Annotated in this window: 29 protein-coding genes, 2 tRNA genes and 1 pseudogene; 14 read left to right on the forward strand and 18 right to left on the reverse strand. The window is 64.9% G+C overall.

Features of this window, described 5'->3' with window-relative positions; genetic code table 11:
* Positions 1-12: 12 nt before the first annotated feature.
* From F6X42_RS22640 to F6X42_RS22660, 5 genes are all read right to left on the reverse strand, one after another.
* Complete coding sequence (locus F6X42_RS22640) at positions 13-1,035, reverse strand: quinone-dependent dihydroorotate dehydrogenase (protein ID WP_187636335.1); 1,023 nt, start codon at positions 1,033-1,035, stop codon at positions 13-15.
* 111 nt (positions 1,036-1,146) lie between these two features.
* Complete coding sequence (locus tag F6X42_RS22645; protein ID WP_187636336.1) at positions 1,147-1,983, reverse strand: arginyltransferase; 837 nt, start codon at positions 1,981-1,983, stop codon at positions 1,147-1,149.
* A gap of 101 nt (positions 1,984-2,084) precedes the next feature.
* Entirely contained in the window at positions 2,085-2,822 is a 738-nt protein-coding gene (gene aat, locus F6X42_RS22650) for a leucyl/phenylalanyl-tRNA--protein transferase (protein ID WP_187636337.1), read from the reverse strand.
* Between the two features lie 9 nt (positions 2,823-2,831).
* On the reverse strand, positions 2,832-3,377 hold the full coding sequence (locus tag F6X42_RS22655; protein ID WP_035494591.1) for an NUDIX hydrolase: 546 nt from the start codon (positions 3,375-3,377) through the stop codon (positions 2,832-2,834).
* A gap of 186 nt (positions 3,378-3,563) precedes the next feature.
* Positions 3,564-3,640 (reverse strand) — tRNA-Met (locus F6X42_RS22660).
* 236 nt (positions 3,641-3,876) lie between these two features.
* Between F6X42_RS22660 and F6X42_RS22665 the strand changes: the two genes are divergently transcribed.
* On the forward strand, positions 3,877-4,374 hold the full coding sequence (locus F6X42_RS22665; RefSeq protein ID WP_187636338.1) for a heme-degrading domain-containing protein: 498 nt from the start codon (positions 3,877-3,879) through the stop codon (positions 4,372-4,374).
* 59 nt (positions 4,375-4,433) lie between these two features.
* On the opposite strand, the gene F6X42_RS22670 is transcribed toward F6X42_RS22665, so the two are convergent.
* Entirely contained in the window at positions 4,434-4,814 is a 381-nt protein-coding gene (locus F6X42_RS22670) for a hypothetical protein (RefSeq protein WP_187636339.1), read from the reverse strand.
* Between the two features lie 89 nt (positions 4,815-4,903).
* The gene (locus F6X42_RS22675; RefSeq protein ID WP_187636340.1) at positions 4,904-5,095 is read right to left on the reverse strand and encodes a hypothetical protein; all 192 of its coding nucleotides are present in this window, start codon (positions 5,093-5,095) and stop codon (positions 4,904-4,906) included.
* Between the two features lie 285 nt (positions 5,096-5,380).
* Here F6X42_RS22675 and F6X42_RS22680 point away from each other — a divergent pair, with 285 nt between their 5' ends.
* Positions 5,381-5,668 (forward strand): hypothetical protein, encoded by a 288-nt coding sequence (locus tag F6X42_RS22680; protein WP_187636341.1) that lies wholly within the window; start codon positions 5,381-5,383, stop codon positions 5,666-5,668.
* Positions 5,669-5,866: 198 nt separating this feature from the next.
* Positions 5,867-6,151, forward strand: a complete 285-nt coding sequence (locus tag F6X42_RS22685) for a DUF1488 family protein (protein ID WP_187636342.1) — start codon at positions 5,867-5,869, stop codon at positions 6,149-6,151.
* A gap of 34 nt (positions 6,152-6,185) precedes the next feature.
* Here the strand turns inward: F6X42_RS22685 and F6X42_RS22690 are convergent, their stop codons facing one another.
* A complete protein-coding gene (locus tag F6X42_RS22690) occupies positions 6,186-7,160 on the reverse strand; it encodes an NAD-dependent epimerase/dehydratase family protein (RefSeq protein WP_187636343.1) in 975 nt (324 codons plus the stop codon).
* A gap of 146 nt (positions 7,161-7,306) precedes the next feature.
* Here F6X42_RS22690 and F6X42_RS22695 point away from each other — a divergent pair, with 146 nt between their 5' ends.
* Positions 7,307-8,068, forward strand: a complete 762-nt coding sequence (locus F6X42_RS22695) for a TetR/AcrR family transcriptional regulator (RefSeq protein ID WP_187636344.1) — start codon at positions 7,307-7,309, stop codon at positions 8,066-8,068.
* A gap of 44 nt (positions 8,069-8,112) precedes the next feature.
* On the forward strand, positions 8,113-9,261 hold the full coding sequence (locus F6X42_RS22700) for an enoyl-CoA hydratase/isomerase family protein (protein ID WP_187636345.1): 1,149 nt from the start codon (positions 8,113-8,115) through the stop codon (positions 9,259-9,261).
* Between the two features lie 64 nt (positions 9,262-9,325).
* On the opposite strand, the gene F6X42_RS22705 is transcribed toward F6X42_RS22700, so the two are convergent.
* Complete coding sequence (locus F6X42_RS22705; protein ID WP_187636346.1) at positions 9,326-9,751, reverse strand: hypothetical protein; 426 nt, start codon at positions 9,749-9,751, stop codon at positions 9,326-9,328.
* A gap of 412 nt (positions 9,752-10,163) precedes the next feature.
* On the opposite strand from F6X42_RS22705, the pseudogene ssuD reads away from it, so the two are divergent.
* The 4 genes and pseudogenes from ssuD to F6X42_RS22725 all read left to right on the forward strand — a co-directional run bounded on the left by ssuD (position 10,164) and on the right by F6X42_RS22725 (position 13,533).
* A pseudogene (ssuD, locus tag F6X42_RS22710) lies at positions 10,164-11,325 on the forward strand (FMNH2-dependent alkanesulfonate monooxygenase).
* A gap of 65 nt (positions 11,326-11,390) precedes the next feature.
* Positions 11,391-12,239 carry an aliphatic sulfonate ABC transporter permease SsuC gene (gene ssuC / locus F6X42_RS22715; protein ID WP_187636347.1) on the forward strand — a complete coding sequence of 283 codons (849 nt, stop codon included), beginning with the start codon at positions 11,391-11,393 and terminating at the stop codon, positions 12,237-12,239.
* Positions 12,236-13,267, forward strand: coding sequence for an ATP-binding cassette domain-containing protein (locus tag F6X42_RS22720; protein ID WP_187636348.1), 1,032 nt, complete (start codon positions 12,236-12,238; stop codon positions 13,265-13,267). Before ssuC ends, F6X42_RS22720 begins: the two co-directional genes overlap by 4 nt.
* A 50-nt stretch (positions 13,268-13,317) precedes the next feature.
* Positions 13,318-13,533 (forward strand): TOBE domain-containing protein, encoded by a 216-nt coding sequence (locus tag F6X42_RS22725; protein ID WP_008922916.1) that lies wholly within the window; start codon positions 13,318-13,320, stop codon positions 13,531-13,533.
* Between the two features lie 35 nt (positions 13,534-13,568).
* On the opposite strand, the gene F6X42_RS22730 is transcribed toward F6X42_RS22725, so the two are convergent.
* Positions 13,569-13,829: a hypothetical protein gene (locus tag F6X42_RS22730; RefSeq protein WP_187636349.1), complete on the reverse strand. Its 261-nt coding sequence runs from the start codon at positions 13,827-13,829 to the stop codon at positions 13,569-13,571.
* A 253-nt stretch (positions 13,830-14,082) separates the two neighbouring features.
* On the opposite strand from F6X42_RS22730, the gene F6X42_RS22735 reads away from it, so the two are divergent.
* Both F6X42_RS22735 and F6X42_RS22740 read left to right on the forward strand, forming a co-directional pair.
* On the forward strand, positions 14,083-14,280 hold the full coding sequence (locus tag F6X42_RS22735) for a hypothetical protein (RefSeq protein WP_013089281.1): 198 nt from the start codon (positions 14,083-14,085) through the stop codon (positions 14,278-14,280).
* A 147-nt stretch (positions 14,281-14,427) separates the two neighbouring features.
* On the forward strand, positions 14,428-14,670 hold the full coding sequence (locus F6X42_RS22740) for a DUF6566 family protein (protein ID WP_187636350.1): 243 nt from the start codon (positions 14,428-14,430) through the stop codon (positions 14,668-14,670).
* 223 nt (positions 14,671-14,893) lie between these two features.
* Here the strand turns inward: F6X42_RS22740 and F6X42_RS22745 are convergent, their stop codons facing one another.
* The 5 genes from F6X42_RS22745 to F6X42_RS22765 form a co-directional block, all read right to left on the reverse strand.
* Positions 14,894-15,163, reverse strand: coding sequence for a hypothetical protein (locus F6X42_RS22745; protein WP_187636351.1), 270 nt, complete (start codon positions 15,161-15,163; stop codon positions 14,894-14,896).
* A gap of 349 nt (positions 15,164-15,512) precedes the next feature.
* A tRNA-His gene (locus tag F6X42_RS22750) sits at positions 15,513-15,588 on the reverse strand.
* Between the two features lie 89 nt (positions 15,589-15,677).
* A complete protein-coding gene (dusA, locus tag F6X42_RS22755; protein ID WP_187636352.1) occupies positions 15,678-16,679 on the reverse strand; it encodes a tRNA dihydrouridine(20/20a) synthase DusA in 1,002 nt (333 codons plus the stop codon).
* A 114-nt stretch (positions 16,680-16,793) separates the two neighbouring features.
* A complete protein-coding gene (locus F6X42_RS22760) occupies positions 16,794-17,186 on the reverse strand; it encodes a hypothetical protein (protein WP_376776405.1) in 393 nt (130 codons plus the stop codon).
* Between the two features lie 394 nt (positions 17,187-17,580).
* Entirely contained in the window at positions 17,581-17,844 is a 264-nt protein-coding gene (locus F6X42_RS22765) for a hypothetical protein (protein ID WP_187636354.1), read from the reverse strand.
* A 37-nt stretch (positions 17,845-17,881) separates the two neighbouring features.
* Here F6X42_RS22765 and F6X42_RS22770 point away from each other — a divergent pair, with 37 nt between their 5' ends.
* The gene (locus F6X42_RS22770; RefSeq protein WP_312892905.1) at positions 17,882-18,643 is read left to right on the forward strand and encodes a sulfotransferase family protein; all 762 of its coding nucleotides are present in this window, start codon (positions 17,882-17,884) and stop codon (positions 18,641-18,643) included.
* Here F6X42_RS22770 and F6X42_RS22775 read toward each other — a convergent pair.
* Together F6X42_RS22775 and F6X42_RS22780 are read right to left on the reverse strand one after the other, a co-directional pair.
* Positions 18,619-18,864 carry a hypothetical protein gene (locus tag F6X42_RS22775; protein ID WP_187636355.1) on the reverse strand — a complete coding sequence of 82 codons (246 nt, stop codon included), beginning with the start codon at positions 18,862-18,864 and terminating at the stop codon, positions 18,619-18,621. The genes F6X42_RS22770 and F6X42_RS22775 overlap by 25 nt on opposite strands.
* A gap of 247 nt (positions 18,865-19,111) precedes the next feature.
* A complete protein-coding gene (locus F6X42_RS22780; protein WP_187636356.1) occupies positions 19,112-19,339 on the reverse strand; it encodes a DUF3820 family protein in 228 nt (75 codons plus the stop codon).
* 153 nt (positions 19,340-19,492) lie between these two features.
* Here F6X42_RS22780 and F6X42_RS22785 point away from each other — a divergent pair, with 153 nt between their 5' ends.
* On the forward strand, positions 19,493-20,545 hold the full coding sequence (locus tag F6X42_RS22785; RefSeq protein WP_187636357.1) for an NADP(H)-dependent aldo-keto reductase: 1,053 nt from the start codon (positions 19,493-19,495) through the stop codon (positions 20,543-20,545).
* A 97-nt stretch (positions 20,546-20,642) separates the two neighbouring features.
* Here the strand turns inward: F6X42_RS22785 and F6X42_RS22790 are convergent, their stop codons facing one another.
* Positions 20,643-22,064 carry a M20 family metallopeptidase gene (locus tag F6X42_RS22790; RefSeq protein WP_187636358.1) on the reverse strand — a complete coding sequence of 474 codons (1,422 nt, stop codon included), beginning with the start codon at positions 22,062-22,064 and terminating at the stop codon, positions 20,643-20,645.
* 251 nt (positions 22,065-22,315) lie between these two features.
* Between F6X42_RS22790 and F6X42_RS22795 the strand changes: the two genes are divergently transcribed.
* Positions 22,316-23,299: a LysR family transcriptional regulator gene (locus F6X42_RS22795; protein ID WP_187636359.1), complete on the forward strand. Its 984-nt coding sequence runs from the start codon at positions 22,316-22,318 to the stop codon at positions 23,297-23,299.
* Positions 23,300-23,404 lie beyond the last annotated feature (105 nt).

The following is a 23,404-nucleotide window of genomic DNA, read 5'->3' on the forward strand; positions in this document are numbered from 1 at the left end:
CGGCGCGGATACTTAGCGCAATGCCTGCGCGCATTCGGCGACGAGCGCCGGACCGCGGTAGATGAAACCAGTATAAAGCTGCACTAGCGACGCGCCGGCCGCGAGCTTCGCGCGCGCGTCGTCGCCCGAGAAAATGCCGCCGACGCCGATGATCGGCACCGCCTCGCCGACTTCGGTGCGCAGCTTGCGGATCACCGCGTTCGACGCGTCGAACACCGGCTTGCCCGACAGGCCCCCCGCTTCGTCGCCGTGCTGCATGCCGGTGACGGCGGTGCGCGACAGCGTCGTGTTGGTCGCGATCACGCCGTCGAATTGGTGGCGCAGCAAGGTGTCGGCGATCGACTTGATCTGCTCGTCGTCGAGATCCGGCGCGATCTTCAGCGTGAGCGGCACGAGCTTGCCGTGCAGATCGGCGAGCCGTTGCTGCTTGTCCTTCAGCGCGGCGAGCAGCGCGTCGAGTTCGTCGGCGCCTTGCAGCTGGCGCAGGTTTTTCGTGTTCGGCGACGAGATGTTGACCGTCACGTAGCTTGCGAACGGATACACGCGCTCCAGGCAGTACAGGTAGTCTTCAGCGGCGCGCTCGATCGGCGTGTCGGCGTTCTTGCCGATGTTCAGACCGAGAATGCCGCGATAGCGCGCGGCCTGGACGTTCTTCACGAACTGATCGACGCCGGCGTTATTGAAGCCCATCCGGTTGATCACCGCGTTCGCCTGCGGCAGCCGGAACATGCGCGGGCGCGGATTGCCCGGCTGCGCGCGAGGCGTCACAGTGCCCACTTCGATGAAGCCGAAACCGAGCGCCGCCAGACCGTCGATGCATGCGCCGTCCTTGTCGAGACCCGCGGCGAGTCCGACCGGGTTGCGGAACGTGAGGCCCATCACGGTACGCGGCGCATCCGGCACGCGCGCCGCGAGCGCGCCGGCGAGGCCGGTGCGGCCGGCGGCGCCGAGCATGCGCAAGGTCAGATGATGAGCGTCTTCCGCGTCCATGCGAAAGAGTTGGGCGCGAACGAGCGGATAAAGGGAACTGAGCACGGGATGAGGCCGGACGGCCGGAAAATGGTAACCCGCTATTTTACCGGCTTTGGGCTTTGATGAGACTGGTAGGGCGTTGCTGGCGATGACCGCGACTCGACGATGCGTCGACTACGGCCTGAGCGGCCCGCGTCGCCCATGCATCGCGAAATCGACCGGCGGCAGCTCGATGCTGGCCGGATCGAGCACGCGCCACGCGCCGTCGATCAAGCCTTCTAGCGGCCGGAAATTCGCCTTATAGGCCATTTTCGGGCTTTCGCGAATCCAGTAGCCGAGATACACGTACGGCAGGTTCAGGCTGCGCGCCTGCTCGATCTGCCAGCAGATGTTGTAGGTGCCGAAGCTCGCGTGCGGCAGGCTCGGCTCGAAGAACGTGTACACCGACGACAACCCGTCGCCGAGGATATCGATCATGCTGATCATGCGCAACGCGCCTTGCGCATCGGGGCGCCCATCTTCGGGCCGCAGCGTCGCCGGCTCGCGAAACTCGACGAGCCGCGAGTTGATCCGGCTTTGCAGCAGGAATTGCTCGTACTGGTCGCGGCTGTCGCGATCCATGCCGCCGCCCGCGTGGCGCGCCGACTGGTAGCGCATATACAGCGCGTAATGCTCCTCGTCGTAGTGCAGCGGCGCGACGGTCGCAATCAGGTCGCCGTGCTTTCTCCATACACGACGCTGCGTGCGGTTCGGCTGAAAACGCTCGACCGGCACGCGCACCGGCACGCACGCGCGGCAGCCGTCGCAATACGGGCGGTAAGTGAACACGCCCGAGCGCCGGAAGCCTGCCTTGACGAGCTCCGTGTAGACGTCCGAATTGATCAGGTGACTGGGCGTGGCGACCTGCGAGCGCGCGATGCGGCCGTCCAGGTAACTGCAGGGATAGGGCGCCGTTGCATAAAATTGCAGCGCGGAAAGCGGAGAAAGAGGCAGCTCATTGGGATGAGTCACGTTGGCAGCTCTCGAAGCGTCTCTGGTAATGCAAACCCGGCGCGCCCGGCGGTTGATGCCGCCATTCGATGGGCGGCGGACCGGATTCGGCCTGATTTTTCCTACGCCGCCCGCGCGAGGACGTCGAGCAGGGCGGTCTTGTCGAAGCGCCACGGGATGGCCGGTGCGCCGACAGACGCGCGAACATGCGCGACGAACGCCTTGCGCGCTATCTCGCGGCCGCCGAGCGACGCCAGATGCGACGTGTTCTGCTGGCAGTCTATCATTTCTATTTCGTGACGTCGCAAGTGGCCGACCAGCGCGGCCAGCGCCATTTTCGAGCCGTCGGTGACGTCGGTATACATTGATTCGCCGAAGAACATCCGGCCGAGCGACACGCCATACAAACCCCCGACACGCTTGTCCTCGAACCAGGTTTCGATGCTGTGCGCGTCGCCCAGGCGGTGCAGCGACGAATAGGCTTCGACGACCTCGGCGGTGATCCACGTGCCGCGTTGGCCGCGGCGCGGCGCCTGTGCGCACGCGCGCATCACGGCGGCGAAATCTTGATCGACGCGGATTTCCCACGCGTCTTCGCGCAACACGCGCTTGAGGGTCTTGCGCAGCGATGGTGACAGTTTGAACTCGGCGGGGCGCAGGATCATGCGCGGATCGGGGCTCCACCACAACACCGGCTGGCCGTCCGAATACCACGGGAAAATGCCGCGCCGGTAAGCGTCGATGAGGCGCGACGGCAGCAGATCGCCGCTCGCCGCGAGCAGACCGGGTGCGCCGCTCGCGGCGCCGAGCGCGCGCTCGACGGGCGGAAACGGATCGTCAGCTCCGAGCCAGGGAACCATGCGCGCCGCTCAACCTTCGCGCAGGGAGCGGAAGATGTCGCCGGTATGCAGGCCGAAACTGCCGGCCGCCCGGTCGGCGAAAAAAAAGCGCAGCGTCTGGCCAACGGTCGGAAACGCGATCTCGTCCCACGGAATCTCGTGCTCCTCGAAGAGCTTCACTTCGAGGCTTTCCTCGCCGGCGGCGACGTCGAGATCGAGCAGCCGCGCCATGTAGAACAGGTGCACCTGGTGCACGTGCGGCACGTTCAGCAGCGAAAACAGGTTCTGCACCTCGACGCGCGCGCCGGCTTCCTCGAGCGTTTCGCGCGAGGCGGCTTCGGCCGTCGTTTCTCCCATTTCCATGAAGCCGGCGGGCAGCGTCCAGTAACCGTAGCGCGGCTCGATGGCGCGACGGCACAGCAGCACTTTGTCGTCCCACACCGGAACGGTGCCGACCACGTTACGCGGATTCTGATAATGCACGGTGCCGCAACTGCCGCATACGAAGCGCTCGCGATTGTCGCCCGGCGGAATGCTCAGACTGACGCCGTGGCCGCAGACAGAACAGAATTTCATTGGAAAGGGGACGAGAAAGGGTGATAGGAGTTTATCACCGGGGCGGGGGATTACTGAGGCACCGGCGGCGCGACAAGACGAGGCCAGTTCGGATTGCCGGGTTGCGGCCGGGTTGCGGTATGCCAGGCCACAAAAACAAAAAAGGGTTACACGCCAATGCGTTGTAACCCTTCAATGATTTCGTTTTGGTTGCGGGGGTAGGATTTGAACCTACGACCTTCGGGTTATGAGCCCGACGAGCTGCCAGACTGCTCCACCCCGCGTCCGTCGAAGAAAAAATTATAGACCAGCCAGACAGCCAGCGCAATAGCCATGTAAGGATTGGCTTCATTGCGCTTTGCCCGCCCGCGCGACGTCACTTCTCGACAAAGCTTCGGAAAGCCGCGCGCGGACGCTGCGCTAGAAGACGCTGCGCTAGAATTCAAACCTCCGCGCGGCTCGCCCGATCGTCACGACGGCGGCCCCTTCGACTCTGATCCTCCGACCCGTTCTGAACCTCATGGATATCGCTCACGATCTGCAGATCATCGCCATTCAGGAAAAGACCCTCGTGTTTCCCCGCTTCGATGCCGACCGCGCGTGGCAAGTCGGCGCATATCTGCACGAGGTCGCGAAAGCGCGCGGCATTGCCGCCGCGATCGACGTGCGCACGTTCGGCCAGCCGCTGTTCTTCAGCCTGCTCGACGGCGCGACGCCCGACAACGTCGACTGGGCGCGCCGCAAGGGCAACACCGTCGCGCATTTTCGCCGCAGCTCGTACGCGATCGGTCTGAAAATGCAGCTCGCGGGCGCAACGCTCGTCGACAAGCACGGCCTGCCGGCCACCGAGTACGCATCGCACGGCGGCGCGTTCCCGCTGACGGTGGCAGGCGCGGGTGTGATCGGTTCGATCACGGTGTCCGGTTTGCCGCAGCGCGCCGATCATGAACTCGTGGTCGAAGCGCTGTGCGCGCATCTGGGTCACGACTACGGCAAGCTCGCGCTCGCGAAGAGCTGACGCGATGCGTGTGCTCCCCGTATGCGCTGCTCGTCATTGCCGGCAGCAAGGAAATCGGCTTACTTGCAGCGCACGATCATCGAGCGGTTTTTCACATTGGCGGACACCACGTTCGTGACGCTACCTCCGGCGGTGCCGCCTTCGTCGTTATCTTTCGACACGATGTCGTAGCCGGTTGCGCCGCAGGCCTTACCCGCTTGCACGTAGCACGAGGCCCAGCTCGAGCCGGCGTCGGCGCCGCTGCAGTTGACCGCGAAGCCGGTCTGGCCATTCGGCAGATTGATCAGCGTGGTCGTGTTCGACGACGCGCAGCCGCCCAGTCCCGCGGCGAGCAGCAGCGCGGCGGCCGACAGCGACGCGCGACGCACGAGGGCAAGCGCGGCGCTGGATCGAAGGCGGGGGAATCGGCCGGCGCGCCGCGGTTGCGTCGTGAATTGCATCGTGTTGTGTCCTTTCATTCAGATAGAGGGGTCTGCCGGGCTGGCGCGGCCGTGGTCGGCTGTTGCGGAACGCGATGGCGGGCCACGGGTCAGGTCGCTTCGACCTTGATGCCCGCCGCACTGACGAGCCGCCGGGCTTCCGCGCCTTCTTCAGTGGCCGCGTCCTCCCAGATGCTGATCGCTTTCGGGATGTCGATGCCGTGACTTTCGGCGTACTCAAACCAGTGGTTCGCCGCATCCGGCTCGGGCAGTTCGTGATTCTGCAGAAAATATTTTCCCATATTGTGCTCGCTGGGCTCGAAATGACGTCGTAACAGGTACCAATGCGACAGCATGGAGCATGCCGGTCTGGGCGCTTCGACCGGCGCGCGCGGCCGAACTGCGGCGCGGTTCCACAGCGGTGCGAGGGCGCGTCGCGCGGCAGAACTTATCGCGCCGGGACGCGCCTTATCGTAATGGGGCGGCCCGCTCGCACTCCCGGGACAGCGGCGCGCCGCATGCTGAAGCATCAAGGCGGCGCCGTTGCGACTGGCGCCAACTTCCCAACCGTAAAGTGGAGGACGAAGATGGCTGAACGGGTCAGTGGCCCTTATCGCGGCTATTACATCAGCGCCGCCGCGCGCCTCGTGCCAGGGGGCAGCACGTCGGGAACCTCGCGCGACGCGCACGCCAAAGCGGATGGTACTTACGTCGGCACGGTCAGCCTCGCCGAACTCGGCCCGGACGATCCGCATCGGATGGAAACGCTGCTGGAACTCGGCGACCGGCAACGGTTCGGCAGCGAAGAAGAGGCGCTCGCGTTCGTCGAACGGGCGGCGCGCGAGTATGTCGACCGATTGCTGGACGGGCAGTGAGCGCGTCGGCGAATCCCCCGCAAAGGGCCGGCCGAAGCGCTCGCGAGAGCAGCGCGCGTTGGCCGCGATCAGGCGTCCGCGCGCGCTGGACCGTGATCCGGCGGCGCGAGTACCATAGCGGGACCCGCGAGGATCGGTGGTACGCAGCGGCCTTTCGCGCGGATTACGTTCCCGCCGCCACCTTCTGACGAAGCGACCATGGAAATCCGTTTTCTCGCAGACGCGCCGGCTTACCGCGACTCGAACCTGACCGTCGTCTTTTCCGCCCTGGTGGACGGTGAACCGGTGCCGTGCGCGATCTCGGTGGAAGCGCTCGAGGATCATTTCGGCGCTTACAGCGAAGACCTCGAAGGCTGGCTGCGCGCGTTCGATGCGGGGCGCCCATGCATCGAGGCCGTCGCGCGCGAGCATTTGCAGATCAGCAACGGCACGCCCGTGCTGCTCAAGAGTGGCCACTTTCCGCCGGGGCGGGTGGCAGTGTGACTTCCTCTCACCCACGCATTGCCACAGCTTGCCGCTAATTCACCCCGCGTGCCGGCACTGTCTCGCGCGCCGCTTCGAAGCACCGCCGGATCCCTTCCTGATATGACGTTTTGCCGAGCGGCCCGATCAAATTCGCCAGCGCCGTATCATCGAGCACGACTGGCTCCGTCATCAGATAGTTCATCTCGACGAGTTCGCGCATCAGCGGATTGAACAGCCCGAGCACGCGCAGCATGCCCTTGCCGGCCACCATCAGCTTCGGCTTGCGGCCCGCGAGCGCGTGCGCCTCGCGCGCCACCTCGCGCTGCGTGATCGTGCCGGCGCCCGCGAGATGCCACCATCGTCCGTAGGCCTCGGGCGTGCGCATCAGTCGTTCGACCACTGGACCGAGATCCGGCAGATAGATGAATTCATGCGGTACGTCGATGGGACCCAGCACCTGCGCGCGCCTGGCCGTAGCGGCGCCGACGAAGACACCGTGCAACAGACTGCGCTCAACCCCCGGTCCGTAAAAATCGGGCAGTCGCAAGACCAGCGTTTGGAGACCTTTGTGGCCATGCGCGGCTAGTACCCGCTTTTCCTGTTCGAGCCGCATGCGGCCCTTGAACGTGTGCGGCTCGCGCGGATGGTCTTCGCGGATCGGGTTGCCGCGCGCGCGGCCATACGGGTACACGGTGCCGATCAGAATCAAGCGTTCGACGCCCGCCGCCGTCACGCCGGCCAGCGTTTTCTCCATCAACGGCGGGTGTTGCGCGAACTGGTGGTACGGCACGCCGACGAGGTAGATCACGGTCTGCAGACCGGCGGCCGCGGCGCAGACCGAGGCGGGGTCGTCGGGGTTCCAGGTGACGATTTCCGCGTGCGGGTCGTCACCGAAGGTGCGTTGCAGCGCCTCGCGCGAGCGGCCGACCACCCGATAGTCGCAGCCCGCCACGCCAAGCGCCGCCGCGATGCTTTGCCCCGCCGCGCCAGCGGCACCGAACAAACCGACCTTTCCCATGGCTTGCATGACGACTCCCTGACAGGGCGGCGCGACGCCGCCGCGTAATTTGGTGACTGCGGAATTTGACAGATGAAAACTTACTGAACATCGTTCATTAAACGGTGTTCAGTTTAATTTGACTTTTCAGTTTGTCAACCTGAAAATTGCGAATCATGGGAATCGCCGAACGAAAAAACCGCCAGAAACAGGCGCTGCGCGAACGCATCCTCGATGCCGCGCGGCGCATCGTCGTGCGCGAGGGTTTTGCCGCGCTGTCGATGCGCAAGATCGCCGACGCGATCGAATATTCGCCCGCCACGTTGTATCTGCATTTCGAGAGTCGCGATGACATCGCGCGGGCCATGTGCGCGGAAGGTTACGCGCAGTTGCTCGCGACGTTCGTGCCGCTCGTGCAAATCGCCGATCCCGTCGAGCGGCTGAAGGCGCTCGGGCGCGCGTACGTCGCGTTCGGCGTCGAGCATCCGGAAACGTATCGGCTGATTTTCATGGAGGATCCGAGCTATACGGGCGCGGCGCTGGGGCGCGCGCCTGGCGTTGGCAAAGACGACGACTCCGGCGACGCCGCGCTGCAGATCATGATCGCTGCGCTCGACGAGTTGCGAGTATCGGGGCGTGTATCGGCGTCGGTCGCATCGATGGACCCGACTGTCTGGGCCGAGGCGTTGTGGGCGAGTCTGCATGGCATTGTCGCGCTGAATCTCACGTGCCCGGTGTTTCCGAGTGCGCCGCTCGACACGCTGGTCGGCGTGACGCTCGACGCGTGGCTCGGCGAGCCGCAGGCCGTACGGGCTGGCGCTTCGACCAGCGCCGCCGTCCGCGGCAAAAAAACCGCCGCTCGGCACCATCGCTCCTCCGCCGGCTCCGCGGACACGGCCCCCGAGCCTGCCGCCAAACGCAAAGCGGCAGGGCCGTGATAACGTTCAGTTCCACGTCATCCAGCGCCGCCGCGCAGCTCTCCATGTCCACCTCCGCCTCGCCCGCCGTTAGCGACGAAATCGCGACCCACGTAGCCAACCGCATCGGTTTCATCGAACTGGAGCGGCCGAAAGCGCTGAACGCGCTGTCGACCGGCATGATCCGCGCGATCCATGCGGCGCTCGACCAGTGGCGCGAGGACCCCGAGGTGCTCGCCGTCGTGGTGCGCAGCCAGCACGCGCGCGCGTTCTGCGCGGGCGGCGACATCCGCTTCATGTACGAGGCGGCGCAACGCGGCGACCAGCAGGCGCGCGACACGTTTTTCAGCGAGGAATACCGCCTCAATCACGCGATCTTCGTGTACCCGAAGCCGTATATCGCGTTGATGAACGGCATTGTGATGGGCGGCGGCATGGGCATTTCGCAGGGCGCGCATCGCACCGGCGGCCTGCGCCTCGTCACCCAATCGACGAAGATGGCGATGCCTGAAACGCGCATCGGCCTGTTTCCCGACGTCGGCGCGAGCTGGTTTCTCGCGCGCACGCCGGGCGCGATCGGCCGCTATCTGGCGGTAACCGGCGACACGCTCGGCGCGGCCGACGCACTGTACGCGGGCCTCGCCGATGCCTACATCGACGACGCGGCGTTGCCCGCGCTCATCGATACGTTGCGCCGCGAACGGTTCGAGCGCGGCGCGGATGTGCTCGCGTGCGTCAAGCGCGAGACGCTCGCGTATGAGGTCGCGCCGCGTCCCGAGGACAGCGTGCTGGCGAAGGCGCGGACGTTGATCGACCGGCATTTCGCGCTGCCCGACGTGGTTCGGATACTCGCGTCGCTCGAACAGGAACGCGAGCGCGGCGGCGACGCCGCGGAGTGGGCCGAACAGACGATCGCGGTGCTGCGCGAGCGCTCGCCGCTGTCGATGGCGGTCTCGCTCGAAGTGGTCACGCGCGCGGAAGGGTCGATGGCCGACGTGCTGCGCGTCGATCTCGATCTGACGCGCTCGAGCTTCCTGCTCGGCGATACGGTGGAAGGCATACGCGCGCGCCTCATCGACAAGGACAATGCGCCGCGTTGGCGTTTCGCGCGCATCGAGGACGTCGAGCGCGCCTACGTGGAGAAGATGTTCGAGAGCCCGTGGCCGGCCAACGAGCATCCGCTGGCCGCTCTCTCGGGGGAGAACGCGCGCTGAACGCGCGGCCTGTCGATCCCGCGCGCGCGAATCTACGCGTTGCGCGAATTCCCGCGCGACGCGCTTACTCCTCTGCCTCGCTCGCCATGAACGCGCGCATGAATACGAGCGCGCCCCAGCCCCACATCGCATTCGCCGCGAAGCCGACGGCGAGGCGCGGCAGCATGTTGCCGCTCGGCCAGATGCCGCGCAGCGGATCGACGACGAACACGCTCGCCGCCGTCAGCACGATGCCGCCGAACACGAACGCCGGTACCCACGGCGCGTGCCGGTGCGGCGCGACGCGCAGCAGCCAGGCCATCAGCACGGCCCAGCACGCGCTCCAGATTGCGTTCGCGATGAACTCAGGCAGGCCGAGCGGCAGAAACGGCGCGGTCGAAAAACCGCTGGGATCCATCATGCCGGCGGCGTGCATCAGCGCCAGCGTCGATTCGCGAAAGAACAGGGAAGCCAGAAAACCGGCGACGAACGGCAGAATAATTTTTTGCATGCATTGCACCGGCAACGTACAGGGCGACGCGAATCGCAAGACCTGTACCGGGTGATTGGAAACGAGCGCCATTATATCGACCGGGGTAGGACCGGCCGGGGCCGCGTGTATAAAGCGCAACAACCGTATGCGGGAGCGCCGGGGCAAATCACGAAAGCGGAAATCCTAAGCTCAAAAAAATCGTTCAAAAGCCGTGGACCGCTCCATAGACTGTTCCCTCATACAGACGGCGCGGGTGTCGCCGTCATCCGTTGAATCGAGCGCATCACGCGCACGTTGATGGCCTGAGTCCATCGTCCGTTTTTCAATCCTTTGACACGTCGCAGCGCCTTGCCGGTTGCCGGCTCGATGCGCGTGGCCGGCGCTCGCGCGCACCGTTTTCATTCCGTCAAGCATAGGCAGGAGCAACCACATGAATGTGTTCTGGTTCATTCCGACTCACGGCGACAGCCGCTATCTCGGTACGTCCCAAGGCGCACGCGCAGCCGATTACGATTACTTCCGGCAGATCGCCGTCGCCGCCGATACGCTCGGCTACGAGGGCGTGCTGCTGCCGACCGGCCGCTCGTGCGAGGACGCCTGGGTCGTCGCGTCGAGCCTGATTGCCGCGACGCAGCGGCTGAAGTTCCTCGTCGCGATTCGCCCTGGGCTGTCGTCGCCGGGGCTCGCCGCGCGCATGGCGGCGACGTTCGACCGGCTGTCGAACGGGCGTCTGTTGATCAACGTGGTGACGGGCGGCGACGCGGCTGAATTGGCCGGCGACGGCGTGTTCGTCGATCACGACGCGCGCTACGAAATCACCGACGAATTCCTGCATATCTGGCGCAAGCTGCTCGCGGCGTCGCACAGCAACGAAGCGATCGATTTCGACGGCGAGCATCTGCAGTCGAAGGGCGGCAAGGCGCTGTATCCGCCGGTGCAGAACCCGCATCCGCCGCTGTGGTTCGGCGGCTCGTCAGCGGCCGCGCACGATATCGCGGCCGAGCACATCGACACCTATCTGACGTGGGGCGAGCCGCCCGAAGCGGTCGCGAAGAAAATCGCCGACATTCGCGCACGCGCCGCGGCGCGCGGCCGGCAGATCCGCTTCGGCATCCGTCTGCACGTGATCGTGCGCGAGACCGAGGACGAAGCGTGGGCCGCGGCCGACAAGCTGATCAGCAAGCTCGACGACGACACGGTCGCGCGTGCGCAGGCCTCGTTCGCGAAGATGGATTCGGAAGGGCAGCGCCGCATGGCCGCGCTGCACGGCGGCAAGCGCGGCGGGCGTGAGCAGCTCGAAGTCTATCCGAACCTGTGGGCGGGTGTCGGGCTCGTGCGCGGCGGCGCGGGCACCGCGCTGGTCGGCAGTCCGCAGCAGGTGGCCGCGCGCATGAAGGAGTACGCGGCGCTCGGCGTCGAGACCTTCATCCTGTCGGGCTATCCCCACCTGGAGGAATCCTATCGTTTCGCCGAACTCGTTTTTCCCGCTGCTGCCGCAACGAACGACCAGGCTCGCCAATGGGCCGCTGTCGGGGCCGTTCGGGGAAATCGTCGGAACCAGCTATCTGCCGACGGCGGCGAGCGCAAGCTGAGCGCACGCGCAGCATGGGTTGCGCGACACACGCGCGACGATCGACAGGCATGGAGAAAAGCCAACATGAGTGACACTACTTTGAGCGCGGCAACGGGGGCAACTCCGCAGCCCGCGCATGCGACGCGCGCTGCGGCGCTGCGCCGCTTCGGCGCGCACTTTCTGCCGTGGCTGGCGCCGATCGCGATCCTGCTCGCGTGGGAAATCGCCGCGCGCAGCGGCGCGCTGTCGACGCGCGTGCTGCCCGAGCCGCTCGCGGTCGTGAAGGCCGCATGGTCGCTGATCCAGTCCGGCGAAATGTGGGCCGACGTGAAGGTCAGCACATGGCGCGCGGTGTCGGGCTTCGCGATCGGCGGGGGCATCGGTCTCGTGCTCGGACTCGCGACGGGTCTCTTCAAACCTGCGGAAATCGTGCTCGACTCGACGGTGCAGATGATCCGCAACATCCCCGCGCTCGCGATGATCCCGCTCGTGATCCTGTGGTTCGGCATCGAGGAAGAAGCGAAGGTGTTCCTCGTCGCGCTCGGGGTGTTTTTCCCGGTCTACGTGAACACGTTCCACGGCATCCGGTCGGTCGATGCGAACCTGATCGAGATGGCGCGCAGCTATGGCGTCAACGGTTTCTCGCTGTACCGCCATGTGATTCTGCCGGGCGCGCTGCCGTCGATTCTGGTCGGCGTGCGCTTCGCGTTCGGTCTGATGTGGGTCACGCTGATCGTCGCCGAGACCATTTCCGCGCAATCGGGCATCGGCTACATGACGATGAACGCGCGCGAATTCCTGCAAACCGATGTGGTGGTGGTCGGCATTCTGCTGTACGCGGCGCTCGGCAAACTCGCGGACATGCTCGCGAAGAGCCTCGAGCGTGTGTCGCTGCGCTGGCATCCCGCCTATCAGCAAGGAGCAAAAGCATGAATGCAACGACGCTATCGACGACATTCGGCGGCATCGCCGGCAGCGATCTCGAGGCCGAACTCGCGCAGCCGCGGCGCGCGGATCGCGACACGACCGATGCTGCGGAGGTTGAACGGGACGGGACGGCCGCGACGCATCGCGGCTTGCATCGCGGCTTGCAACCCGGCTTGCAACCCGCTACCTCGCTGGCGCGCAGCGACGCAAGCCGCGCCAGCGACTACGCCGTGCAATTGCGCGGCGTCGGCAAACGCTATGGCGAGCGCGAGGTGCTGTCGGGCTTCGATCTGTCGATCGAGCGAGGCAGCTTCGTCGCGATCGTCGGCCGCAGCGGCTGCGGCAAGTCGACCTTGCTGCGGCTCGTCGCGGGCCTCGAAGAAGCCAGCTCGGGCGTGCTCGAAAAACGCGCCGGCAACGGCGGTCCGCTCGATACCCGCATCATGTTTCAGGACGCGCGTCTGCTGCCGTGGAAAAGCGTGCTGCAAAACGTAATGCTCGGCCTCGGGCGCGGCGCGCGCGACGATGCGCGCGCGGTGCTCGCCGAAGTCGGCCTCCTCGAACGTGCGAACGACTGGCCCGCGCAACTATCGGGTGGGCAGCGGCAGCGTGTCGCGCTCGCGCGGGCGCTCGTGCATCGTCCGCAATTGCTGTTGCTCGACGAGCCGCTCGGCGCGCTCGATGCGTTGACGCGCATCGAAATGCATACGCTGATCGAAAGACTGTGGCGCGAGCATCGCTTCACCGCGCTACTCGTCACGCACGACGTGCACGAAGCCGTCGCGCTGGGTGACCGGATTCTGCTGATCGAGGAGGGCAGCATCGCGCTCGATCAGCCGGTCGCGCTCGCGCGTCCGCGCGCGCGAGCGTCGGCGGGCTTCGCCGCGCTCGAAGACCACGTGCTGCAACGGGTGCTGAAAAACGCGCCGAACGACGACACGCGGGCGCATCGCGCGTATGAGCCGTTTGACCCGTACGGCTTGCCCGAACCCGGCCGTCTCACGCGACCGACCGACGTGCGCTGGGCCGTCTGAGTTTTCAACCGATCCGTTCCTTTACAACTGCTTCTGTGGAGTTTTCTGAAATGAGCATTTCCGCCATCAATGTGCGCAATCAGTTCAAAGGCAAGGTCAAGGAGATCATCCGCGGCTCGGTGGTGTCCGAAGTCGACGTGGAGACGCCGTTCGGCATCGTCACGTCGGTGATCACGACGCGCTCGGTCGACGAACTCGAACTGAAAGTCGGCTCGGAGGTGGTCGCGCTCGTGAAGTCGACGGAGGTGTCGATCGCGCGGCTCTGAAGACGCTCAACCGATGTGAGCAACGCGCACGCGGGTTACTTCGCGTTTGCGCCGCTCGCGGGCGGCTCGTGCGACATGCGGTCGTTGGTCGGCTTGGACGGCCGCTTGATCGGCATGTTGTCCGGGTTGCTCGAACCGCCGGCGCCTGATGCCGCCTCGGGCGGTTTGACCATCGGCGCATGACTGTCGGGCGGCGCGCTGGCCGCCGTTTGCGCGACGGCGCTCGCGCCGCTCGCGAGCAGCGCCGCCAGCGCGGTGCCAGTGGCCGTCCGCGTGGTCCATTTGCCTCGCTTCATGTCGTTCTCCTTCAATCTCGCGTGCCGTCGGTAGGCTCGCGGCTGTGTGCATAATCTACTGGTAGCAGGCCGTGTTCCGGGGCCGTTGCTGGCGCGCTGAATCGTGCTGCTGCCCGTGCGCTCACTCCGCACGCCGTCTGCAGACGCCAATTGCCAGGCTCGACGCTCGAGGCACCGGGCTCTTCAGGCGCGCACATCTGCATCCGCCGATGAAACTTGCTACGATGAATTGAGCATTCCGACGGAGACGGCCATGTCGAAGTCCTTGAGTCCCGAAGCGGTCGAAGCGTTGCGGCGTCTGAACGATGTCGGCGTCGGACAGACGGCGCCCGAAGTCGCGCAGTCCGTCGCGGCGGAGTTACTGGCGTGCGACCTCGTTGCCGAAGCGGGCAGCGGTGGGGTCGAAATCAACTGCAACGGCCGGCAGTATCTTTCCGGCGATTGCAACTGATCCGCCGAGCGGCGGCCGGCCGCATGGCCGGTCCGCAGAGCGGGACGGCGCGTCGCGGGTGAGTCGCGAGCTGGTGATTGGCCATCGCGACACCCGCTTGACGCGCGTGTTCGGTTGCCCGCGAACAGCGAAACCACGGAGGCGAGCATGGAGCCGAAAGGCGTCGATATGGGCGACTACCAGGCGCGCTATGGCGACTACGACATCGAGGTGGCTGTCGAACAGGTACTGACCGGCGTCAAGGCGCATTTCCGGGTGCTGCGCGGCGATTCGACGGTGGTCGACTGGCAGCTCGTGCATATCGATAGCCTATGGTCCACCGAGCATGCGGCCGCGGACGCTGGCTTTCGCGCGGCGCGCGAATTGATCGATGCGGGGCTGGCGAGTTAGAGGCGCGTAGGCGCGTCGCGACGGGAAGGGATGCCTGCGAGGCTGGCGCAACGACTCGGCGGGCGCGCGGTAGAAGCACTGCGAACCATTGGCTGCGCGCAAAGCGTGTCGGGTACGACAGCCGACGTAAACGCGACTGGGCGCCGGCATCGATACTGCGTGCGCGGCGCCCAGATTGATCGCGGCCCTTAGAGGCAGCGGATATGGCGGTACTGCTGGCGGCTTAGTGGCCGAAGAACACCGATTGCGGGCCCGAAGTGGGTTCGCTGCGCGTGCCCGATTGCGTCGACACGCTATTCACGCCACCGTATGCATTCGATTGCGAGTTGGCGCGTTCAGCGGCGACGGTCTGCTCGTTCTGGCCTTGTTGCGAAGCCGGCGCGCCAACCGACGGACGATAGTACGGTGCCGGACCGTAGCCGCTTGCGAAAGCGGGAGCGGCGATGGAGGCAGAAGCGGCAACCAGCAGAGCGGCGATGAACTTGGTCTTCATAGTAGGACTCCGATAACGTTTCGACTGCATTTCAGGAAGATGTTGCAGGAGCCGGTGAATCAGGTGTCTGCAACGTCGATGAGAGGCAGTGTATACCCCTACTATCGAAAATTTGTGCCGATAATCTGAATTTACTATTCCCGAAGAGGAAACAATCGTTCAGAGCTAGGCGCGGCAAGGCAGACCGATGATCCCGCCCTGTTGACCAAGCGGTTTTTGAATACGATCAGGAGAGCGGAAAAGGGTCGTCGGTGCAGTAAAGCGCCCGGAGATTATTGAAACGCAGAAGGCCGCCGCCAAAACAAAAACGGCGTTGTGATTGCTCACAACGCCGTTTGCTAGAATTCTCTGGGGTGGCTGATGGGACTCGAACCCACGACGACAGGAATCACAATCCTGGACTCTACCAACTGAGCTACAGCCACCACTAACATCTGCTCGACTTGCTCTAAAAAGCAGTCTCGCCGACGAAGAAACGAGATTATAGAGACTAGATTATCGCTTGCCTAGTCCTTTATTCAGAAATATCGGCGGGCTCGCGCAGATGCTGTCTTGCTTCGTCGAAGATCGTCAGATCGCGTGCCGCAAGCCGCTTGCTGTCGGACAAGACTCGACGCCAACCACGCGCACCCGCTTCGCCGCGGTACAGGCCGAGCGCATGACGCGTGATCGCGCCGAGATAGGTGCCGAGCGCCATTTCCCTCGCGCAATACTCGATCAGTTTCGCTTCGACCTCGTCGCGTGTCAGCGGCACCTGCGCAGACCCATAGAAGCGCGCGTCGACATCGGCGAGCACGTAGGGATTGTGATAGGCCTCGCGCCCGAGCATCACGCCGTCGACGTGCTGAAGATGGGTGTCGACTTCGTCGAGCGTCTTGATGCCGCCATTGATGATGATCTCCAACTGCGGAAAATCGCGCTTCAACTGATACGCGAAGTCGTACTTGAGCGGCGGAATCTCGCGGTTTTCCTTCGGGCTGAGGCCCTTCAGGATCGCGTTTCGCGCATGAACGATAAAGACCTCGCAGCCGGCTTCCGCGATCGTGCCGACGAAATCTCGGACGAAGCCGTACTCGTCGACCGCGTCGACGCCGATACGGTGCTTGACCGTGACCGGCACCGCTACGACGTCGCGCATCGCCTTCACGCAATCGGCGACGAGTTGCGACTCATTCATCAGGCACGCGCCGAACGCGCCGCGTTGCACGCGCTCGGACGGGCAGCCGCAATTCAGGTTGATTTCGTCATAGCCCCATCGTTCGCCGAGCTTGGCCGCACGCGCGAGATCGTCGGGCTCGCTGCCGCCGAGTTGCAGCGCGACCGGCGCTTCGTCGGGCGTGAACGCGAGGTGACGCGGCACGTCGCCGTGCAGCAGCGCACCGGTTGTCACCATTTCCGTGTAAAGCCACGTACGGCGCGAAATCATCCGATGCAACGAGCGGCAATGCCGATCCGTCCAGTCCATCATTGGCGCGACCGAGACGCGGCGGGGGCTGGGAGTGTGAGGTAAAGACATGGGACTGCCAGGCGGCTTGAATCAAAACACGAATTTTACCGCAAGGCCAGAAAGCGCCGCGCGCGCGAGCGGTATCACTGTCGTGACGGAGACGGGCACTGATTCGTCCACGCCTCAGTGTCCGTGGCCCCCCGTCCCGCCACCACTGCTCCACGAGCTGCCGCCGCCGTGCATGCCGCCGTATCCGCCGCCATGCCATCCGCCGTTCCCGCCGTGCCATCCGCCGTTCCCGCCGTGCCATCCGCCGTTCCCGCCGTGCCAACCACCGTTCCCGCCGTGCCAACCACCGCCATGCCATCCGCCGCGCCCGTGCCAATACCCGTGTCCGTAATAGCAGCAGGGCCCGCCGAAACCGCCGTAGATACCAACCGAGCCGTACACCGGTCCGTAGTAAGGCGGTCCATACGCGTACGGATAGTAGGGCTGGCCATACGCATAGTCGTATCCCGCTGGCGGCGCGACGACGCATCCAGTGATGCTCGCTGCCGCGGCCGCGAGCAGCGTCATCGATGCAATGAGCCTGGTCACGATCTTCTCCTTCACATAAATCTCAGAAAGACCGCGCGCAACGGAGTTCAGCCGCATTTGTGTCCGGGCGTTACCGGCATCGGCGCGGCTGCGCGCGCTTGACCCTTGCGCCAATCTTCCCGCGTATTACCAAACGGCGCTGCGGTAACAGTTCGTTAACGATCCGAAACGCTACTGAAGGGCACGGTTGCTAAGTTCCGTCGGACGATTCGTCCCGAGTGGGAAGCGATGCGCATGCCGGCGTGGAAATCCGCGCTTCAGGTCGACGAAAACAAGCAATCCCTTCGCCCGCGACGACGCGGCCCGCCCGCCGTTGCGTCAGTCTTTCGCCAATCCTGACCAGCGATCCACCGCCGTCAATGAAGCCCGACTCTCATCCGAACACCGCCGAGCAATGGCGCGCCGAAGGCGACGCCTGTATCGCGCGCGGCGATGTCGAAGCCGCACTGCGATGTTTCGAATCCGCGTGCACGCTCGAGCCCGCCGACCCGCGTGCCGCGGCAAGCGTCTCGGCATCCAACAGATCCGGCAAGCGCGCGAACAGTCCAAGCGATTCCGCCTCCTTGTAGCGCATGCCCTCGCGATAGAGACCGTTGCCTTTGAGCAGATGATCGAACGAGGCTTCGTCGCGGCCCACGCCCGGTATCGGCGATCCGTCGACGGCGCCGATTTTTATCGTAGGTATGCCGCGTTCCGGCTCGACCTTGATCGAGCAGATTCTCGCGAGTCATCCGCGCGTGTTCGGCGCGGGAGAACGCACCGAATTCGGTGAGGCACTGGTCCAATGCATTCGCCGTGACGTGAGCGATCCATTGCGGATCAACATCGAGTCGCTACAGCAAGCGGGCGCGGCGCAGTGGAGCGCGCTCGGCGCAGACTACCTGCGGCGCATGCAGCGCGTGGTCGCGCAAGCCGATGGACCGCTCGCGCACTCTACCGATCCCTTCAACTTCATCAACGTCGGTCTGATCCATCTCGCGCTGCCGAATGCCCGCATCATCCGTAGCCGCCGTTCGCCATTGCAGACCTGTCTGTCGATTTTCTCGCGCATTTTTCACGACGTGCCGTTCGGCTACGATCTCGGCGAGCTGGGCCGTTATTACTGCGCGTACGACGCGTTGATGGCGTACTGGCGGCGCATTCTTCCCGCGGGCGTGATGATCGAGATCGGGTACGAGGAGCTGGTAGACAATGTCGACGCGAACGTGCGTCGCATGCTCGCGCATTGCGGGCTCGAGTGGGACGAACGTTGCCTCGCGTTTCACGAGACGACGCGGCCTGTTAGCACCGCGAGTTCAGCGCAGGTGCGCCGACCGCTGTATCGAACCTCGTTGCGGCGCTGGCAACCGCGACGCGAATTGCTCGAACCGCTATGGGACGGTCTCGGACCGGAACTGGCGGCGGCCGACGCTCAGCGCGCGAGCCCCGACACGTGATGCAGCCATGGATACACGCCGGCGATGAACGCCGCGTAGAGCGCGGCCATCGAAACGCCGGCGGCCGTGCCCCAGATGTCGCGCGAGGCCGGGCCCTGGCGAAAGTGCACGGGCAGTCCGACCACGAGGTAGCCGATCACGAAGAACAGGATGACCGCGCGCACCGGCGACAGATCGTGGCCGACAAATTCGAGCAGCGCGGACAGATTGAATTGAGACATGGACCTGCGGGCGATCGCGAAGGCGGGGGATCGCACGGCGCCGGAACACATTGAAACGGTTCAACGAACGACGACTGCTCCGCTTCACTTTCAACGTTTCATAGCGCGACGATCTATGCCGATTAAAGGCCACGCAAACGCGATGCGCAAGAAAAATCCGGTATGAATTTGTACTGGCCGACATTGCTTGCAGCTTGCCTGCGGCGCGACTTTCAGCCGGTTTGGCAACGCTTTCACGACGTCGGTTTCAACGCTCCTCGGGCTTCGATTTGCGCAGCGGGTCGAGCAGCGGTTTCAAACCGTTGTGATCGATTTCGTGCATCAACGCCAGCAAACGGCCGATCTCGCCGGGTGGAAAGCCCTGGCTCGCGAACCAGTTCAGATAGTGGCCGGGCAGGTCGGCCATCACGCGGCCTTTATATTTCCCGTAGGGCATCACGCGCGTGACCAGCAATTCGAGGTGTACGTGATTCATGGCAACGAAGTCGAGATGAAGCGCGCATCCAGAGCGCGAAGCGCCACGCAGCGCAATGCAGCGCATGACCCCGCATTCTAGCCCTGCTGCAGGTATCGCGCCGGCGTGGTAACGTCTGCGCTTTCCGATCATCTCTTCAACAGGACAAGTTAGATGGAATACCGCAGACTCGGCGACTCCGACGTGCAGGTTAGCCTGATTGGTCTCGGCACGATGACGTGGGGCGAGCAGAACACCGAGCAGGAAGCGCACGCGCAGATCGACTACGCGCTCGATCACGGCGTGAACCTGATCGACACCGCTGAAATGTATCCGGTGCCGCCGCGCGCCGAAACGCAAGGGTCGACGGAGCGCTACATCGGCACCTGGCTCGCGCAGCACAAGAGCGCGCGCGAGAAGATCGTGCTCGCCACCAAGATCGCGGGACCCGCGCGTCAGCCGCACAATCCGCGTCATATTCGCGGCGAGGGCAATCAGTTCGACCGCAAGAATCTGACCGAGGCGCTCAACGACAGCCTCAAGCGTCTGCAAACCGACTACGTCGATCTGTATCAGCTGCACTGGCCGGATCGCAGCACGATGACGTTCGGCCGCCCATCGTATCCGTGGGTCGACGACGCGTACACGGTGCCGATCGAGGAAACGCTGACGGTGCTCGCCGAATTCGTGAAAGCGGGCAAGGTGCGCCATATCGGCGTGTCGAACGAAACGCCGTGGGGCGTCGCGCAGTTTCTGCGCGCGGCCGAAAAGCTCGGTTTGCCGCGTATCGTCAGCATCCAGAATCCGTACAGCCTGTTGAACCGCACGTACGAAGTCGGTTTGTCCGAGTACGCGCATCGCGACAACATCGGTTTGCTCGCCTACTCGCCGCTTGCGTTCGGCTGGCTGTCGGGCAAGTACGAAGGCGGCGCGCGTCCGGCCGGCGCGCGCATCACGCTGTTCGAGCGCTTCCAGCGCTACAGCAAGCCGCAAGCCGTGCAGGCGACCACGCGTTACGTCGAACTCGCGAAGCGCGACGGCCTGTCGCCCGCGCAATTCGCGCTCGCGTTCGTCAATAGCCGGCCGTTCGTGACCAGCAATCTGATCGGCGCGACGTCGCTCGAGCAGTTGAAGGAAAACATCGCCAGCGCGGACGTGAAGCTGTCGGCGCAAGTGCTCGCCGAAATCGACAGGCTGCACGAACTGCAGCCGAATCCGGCGCCGTGACGTCGATGTAACTGCGATGCTCGCTTGCCGTGGTGGCCCCGGTCGTTTAACGGTGCGGCCGCGGCAAGCGCATCGAATCAATCGGCTACAGCCGAACTCAACCCGCGGCCTTTGCGGTACCCACCCCGCGCTTCGCCGCAAGCGGCGAATTCTCGCCGAGATCCCAGAACAGTCCCGCCATCATCTGCAGGCCCTCGCGCACCACCGGGCTCAGAAGATGCTCGTTCGGCGCATGCTGCGAGCAGGCCGGATACGAATGCGGCACCCAGATCGTCGGCAGACCGAGCGTATCGGCGAATATCTCGTTCGGCAGCGTGCCGCCGAGATTCGGCAGCAGCGCGGTCTTCTTGCCGGTGGTTGCTTCGAGCGACGCGGTCGCCCACGTGACCCACGGATCGTCGGGATCGAGCCGCGTGGCCGGCGCGCCACGTTCGACGTCGATCTCGACCAGCTGAAAACCGTGCGCATCGAGATGCGCGCGCAGATGCTTGCCGAGGTTTTCCCAATCGGTGCCGACCACGAAGCGCAACTGGCAGACCGCGAACGCCGACGGCGGAATCGCGTTGACCGGGTTCTCCGGATTGCCCGCCTTGAGGGCCAGCACTTCGAAGCTGTTCCAGCCGAATACGCGCTCGGGCGCGGAAAGACCCGGCTCGCCCCAGTTGTCGTCGACGGTGGGGTCGCCCGGACCGCCGCCCACCGCAATATCGGCAAGCGCGTGACGTACGGCTTCGGGGATCGGCGGCGGACGCAGGCCCTCGACCGCGATAACCCCGCGCGCATTGACGAGACTCGCGAGCGCATTGGCAAGCACCGTCGCCGGATTGCGCAGCAGTCCGCCCCAGTTGCCTGAATGATGCGCGCCGTCGCGCAGGTTCAGCGACAGCCTGAAATTGACCGCGCCGCGCGAGCCGAGAAACACGGTCGGACGATGCGCGGCCAGACGCGGGCCGTCGGAGGCGATCAGCACGTCCGCGGCGAGTTCGTCGCGATGCGCATGGCAGATCGCGTCGAGCCCGGGAGAGCCGGTTTCCTCGCCCATCTCGATCAGCAGCTTCGTGTTGAAGCCGAGTTTGCCATCGCGCGCGGCGAGCGTGCTCGCGAGCGCGGCGAGGTTGATCGAGTGCTGGCCTTTGTTGTCGGCGGTGCCGCGACCGAACCAGCGCTCGCCTTCGACGCTCACCGCCCACGGCGTCAGCGGCGCGCGCCACTGGCTGTCGTAGCCGCGCACGACGTCGCCGTGGCCGTAGATCAGGACGGTCGGTAGCTGATCGCCTTCGTGACGGTTGGCGATCAGGAACGGCCCGAAGCCATCGACCGGGTTATCGACGATACGCGTGCCGAAGCCGAGGCGCTCTGCTTCGGGCGCGATTTCGTCGGTCAGATAGGACAGCAGCAGCGCGCCGCGATCGCGCTCCTGGCTTTCGGTGCGAAATCCGACGCGGCGGTTCAGATCGGCGAGAAAAGCGCCGGATTCGAAGTGCCGGGTGGCAAGCTCGATGGCCCGGTTGCGGCTCATGTCGATGTCTCCAATGCGGGGATGGGTGAGTAGGGCAGAGGACCGCGAGGCTCGGTGGCTCGACGCGCGGCGCGGCGTGCGAGGCAATCGCCCGCGATGTCATTGCGACCGATTCTAGAAGCGCGTCATTTTTGTCACAATGATCATGTTTCGAAGCTTGCATTGCCGGAAAAGCAAAGCGGCATGCCTCGGCTCGGACCGCGGCACTCACCCACGGCATCGTTGCAACTGACTCTATCGAGGCGTCCCGGATGGCACGTTCACTGCATGGCATTGCGTTGCGTTATTTCGTCGAGGTCGCGCGCAGCGGTTCGCTGAGCGACGCGTCCGAACGGCTGCACGTCGCGGTATCGGCGATCAGCCGGCAGATCGTGCGGCTCGAAGGCGAACTCGGCGCGACGCTGTTCGAGCGGCGCCCGCGCGGCATGGCGCTGTCCGAGGCCGGCGAGCGGCTCCTCGCGTACGCCCAACGCAGTCTGCTCGAAGCCGAGCACGTGATGAAGGAAATCGGCGGTCTCGCCACTCTGCACGGCAGCCGGATCAAGATCGCGACCGCCGAAGGCTTCGCTGCCGACTTCATGCCCGCAGCCATCGCGGATTTCCGCGCCGAGCATCCCGGCACCGATTTCACGCTGACCGTGATGTCACCGGCCGACGCGACCCGCCACGTGCGCGACGGTGACGTCGATATTGCATTGTCGTTCAGCCTCGCGCCGGAGAAGGGCGTCAAGGTCGAGCACACCGAACGCGCGCCCGTGTTCGTGCTGCTGCGCACCGATCATCCGCTCGCGGCGCGCGCGAGAGTGTCGCTCGCCGAGGTGAGCCGTTATCCGCTCGCGCTGTCGGAGGCCGGCACCACGATTCGTCAATTGATCGACATTACGTGCGCGCTCGAAGGCATCCTGCTCGAGCCGGATCTGATCTGCAACAACAGTGGCGCGATCTATCGCTATGCGCAGAAGTCCGGTGCGATCATGTTCACGGGGCTGCTGTCGGTGCGCGACCGCTATGCCGACGACGGCTTCCTCGTGATTCCGCTGACCGATCCGCAGATGCGCCAGCGCAGCATCCAGGTGCAGACGATGGCCGGACGCGAGTTGCCGCCGTCGGTGCGCGCGTTTCGCGATCATCTGATCGCGCGGATCGCTGACGCGCAGCCGGCCGGGGCGCAGGCGTCGAAACTGGCCCGGGGCCGCGGCAAGCGGACACCGCGGCCCCCGCGAACCGATGCATGAAATGCGACACATGCAACGCGCTAAGCGGCAAATGTTCTCCCGGAATCCGAATCACGACCTAAACTGTGGTGGACAGCAAGGACGGCCTTGAGATAACGAGCCTGA

The sequence above is a fragment of the Paraburkholderia podalyriae genome (assembly GCF_014397785.1).
GTDB lineage: Bacteria > Pseudomonadota > Gammaproteobacteria > Burkholderiales > Burkholderiaceae > Paraburkholderia > Paraburkholderia podalyriae.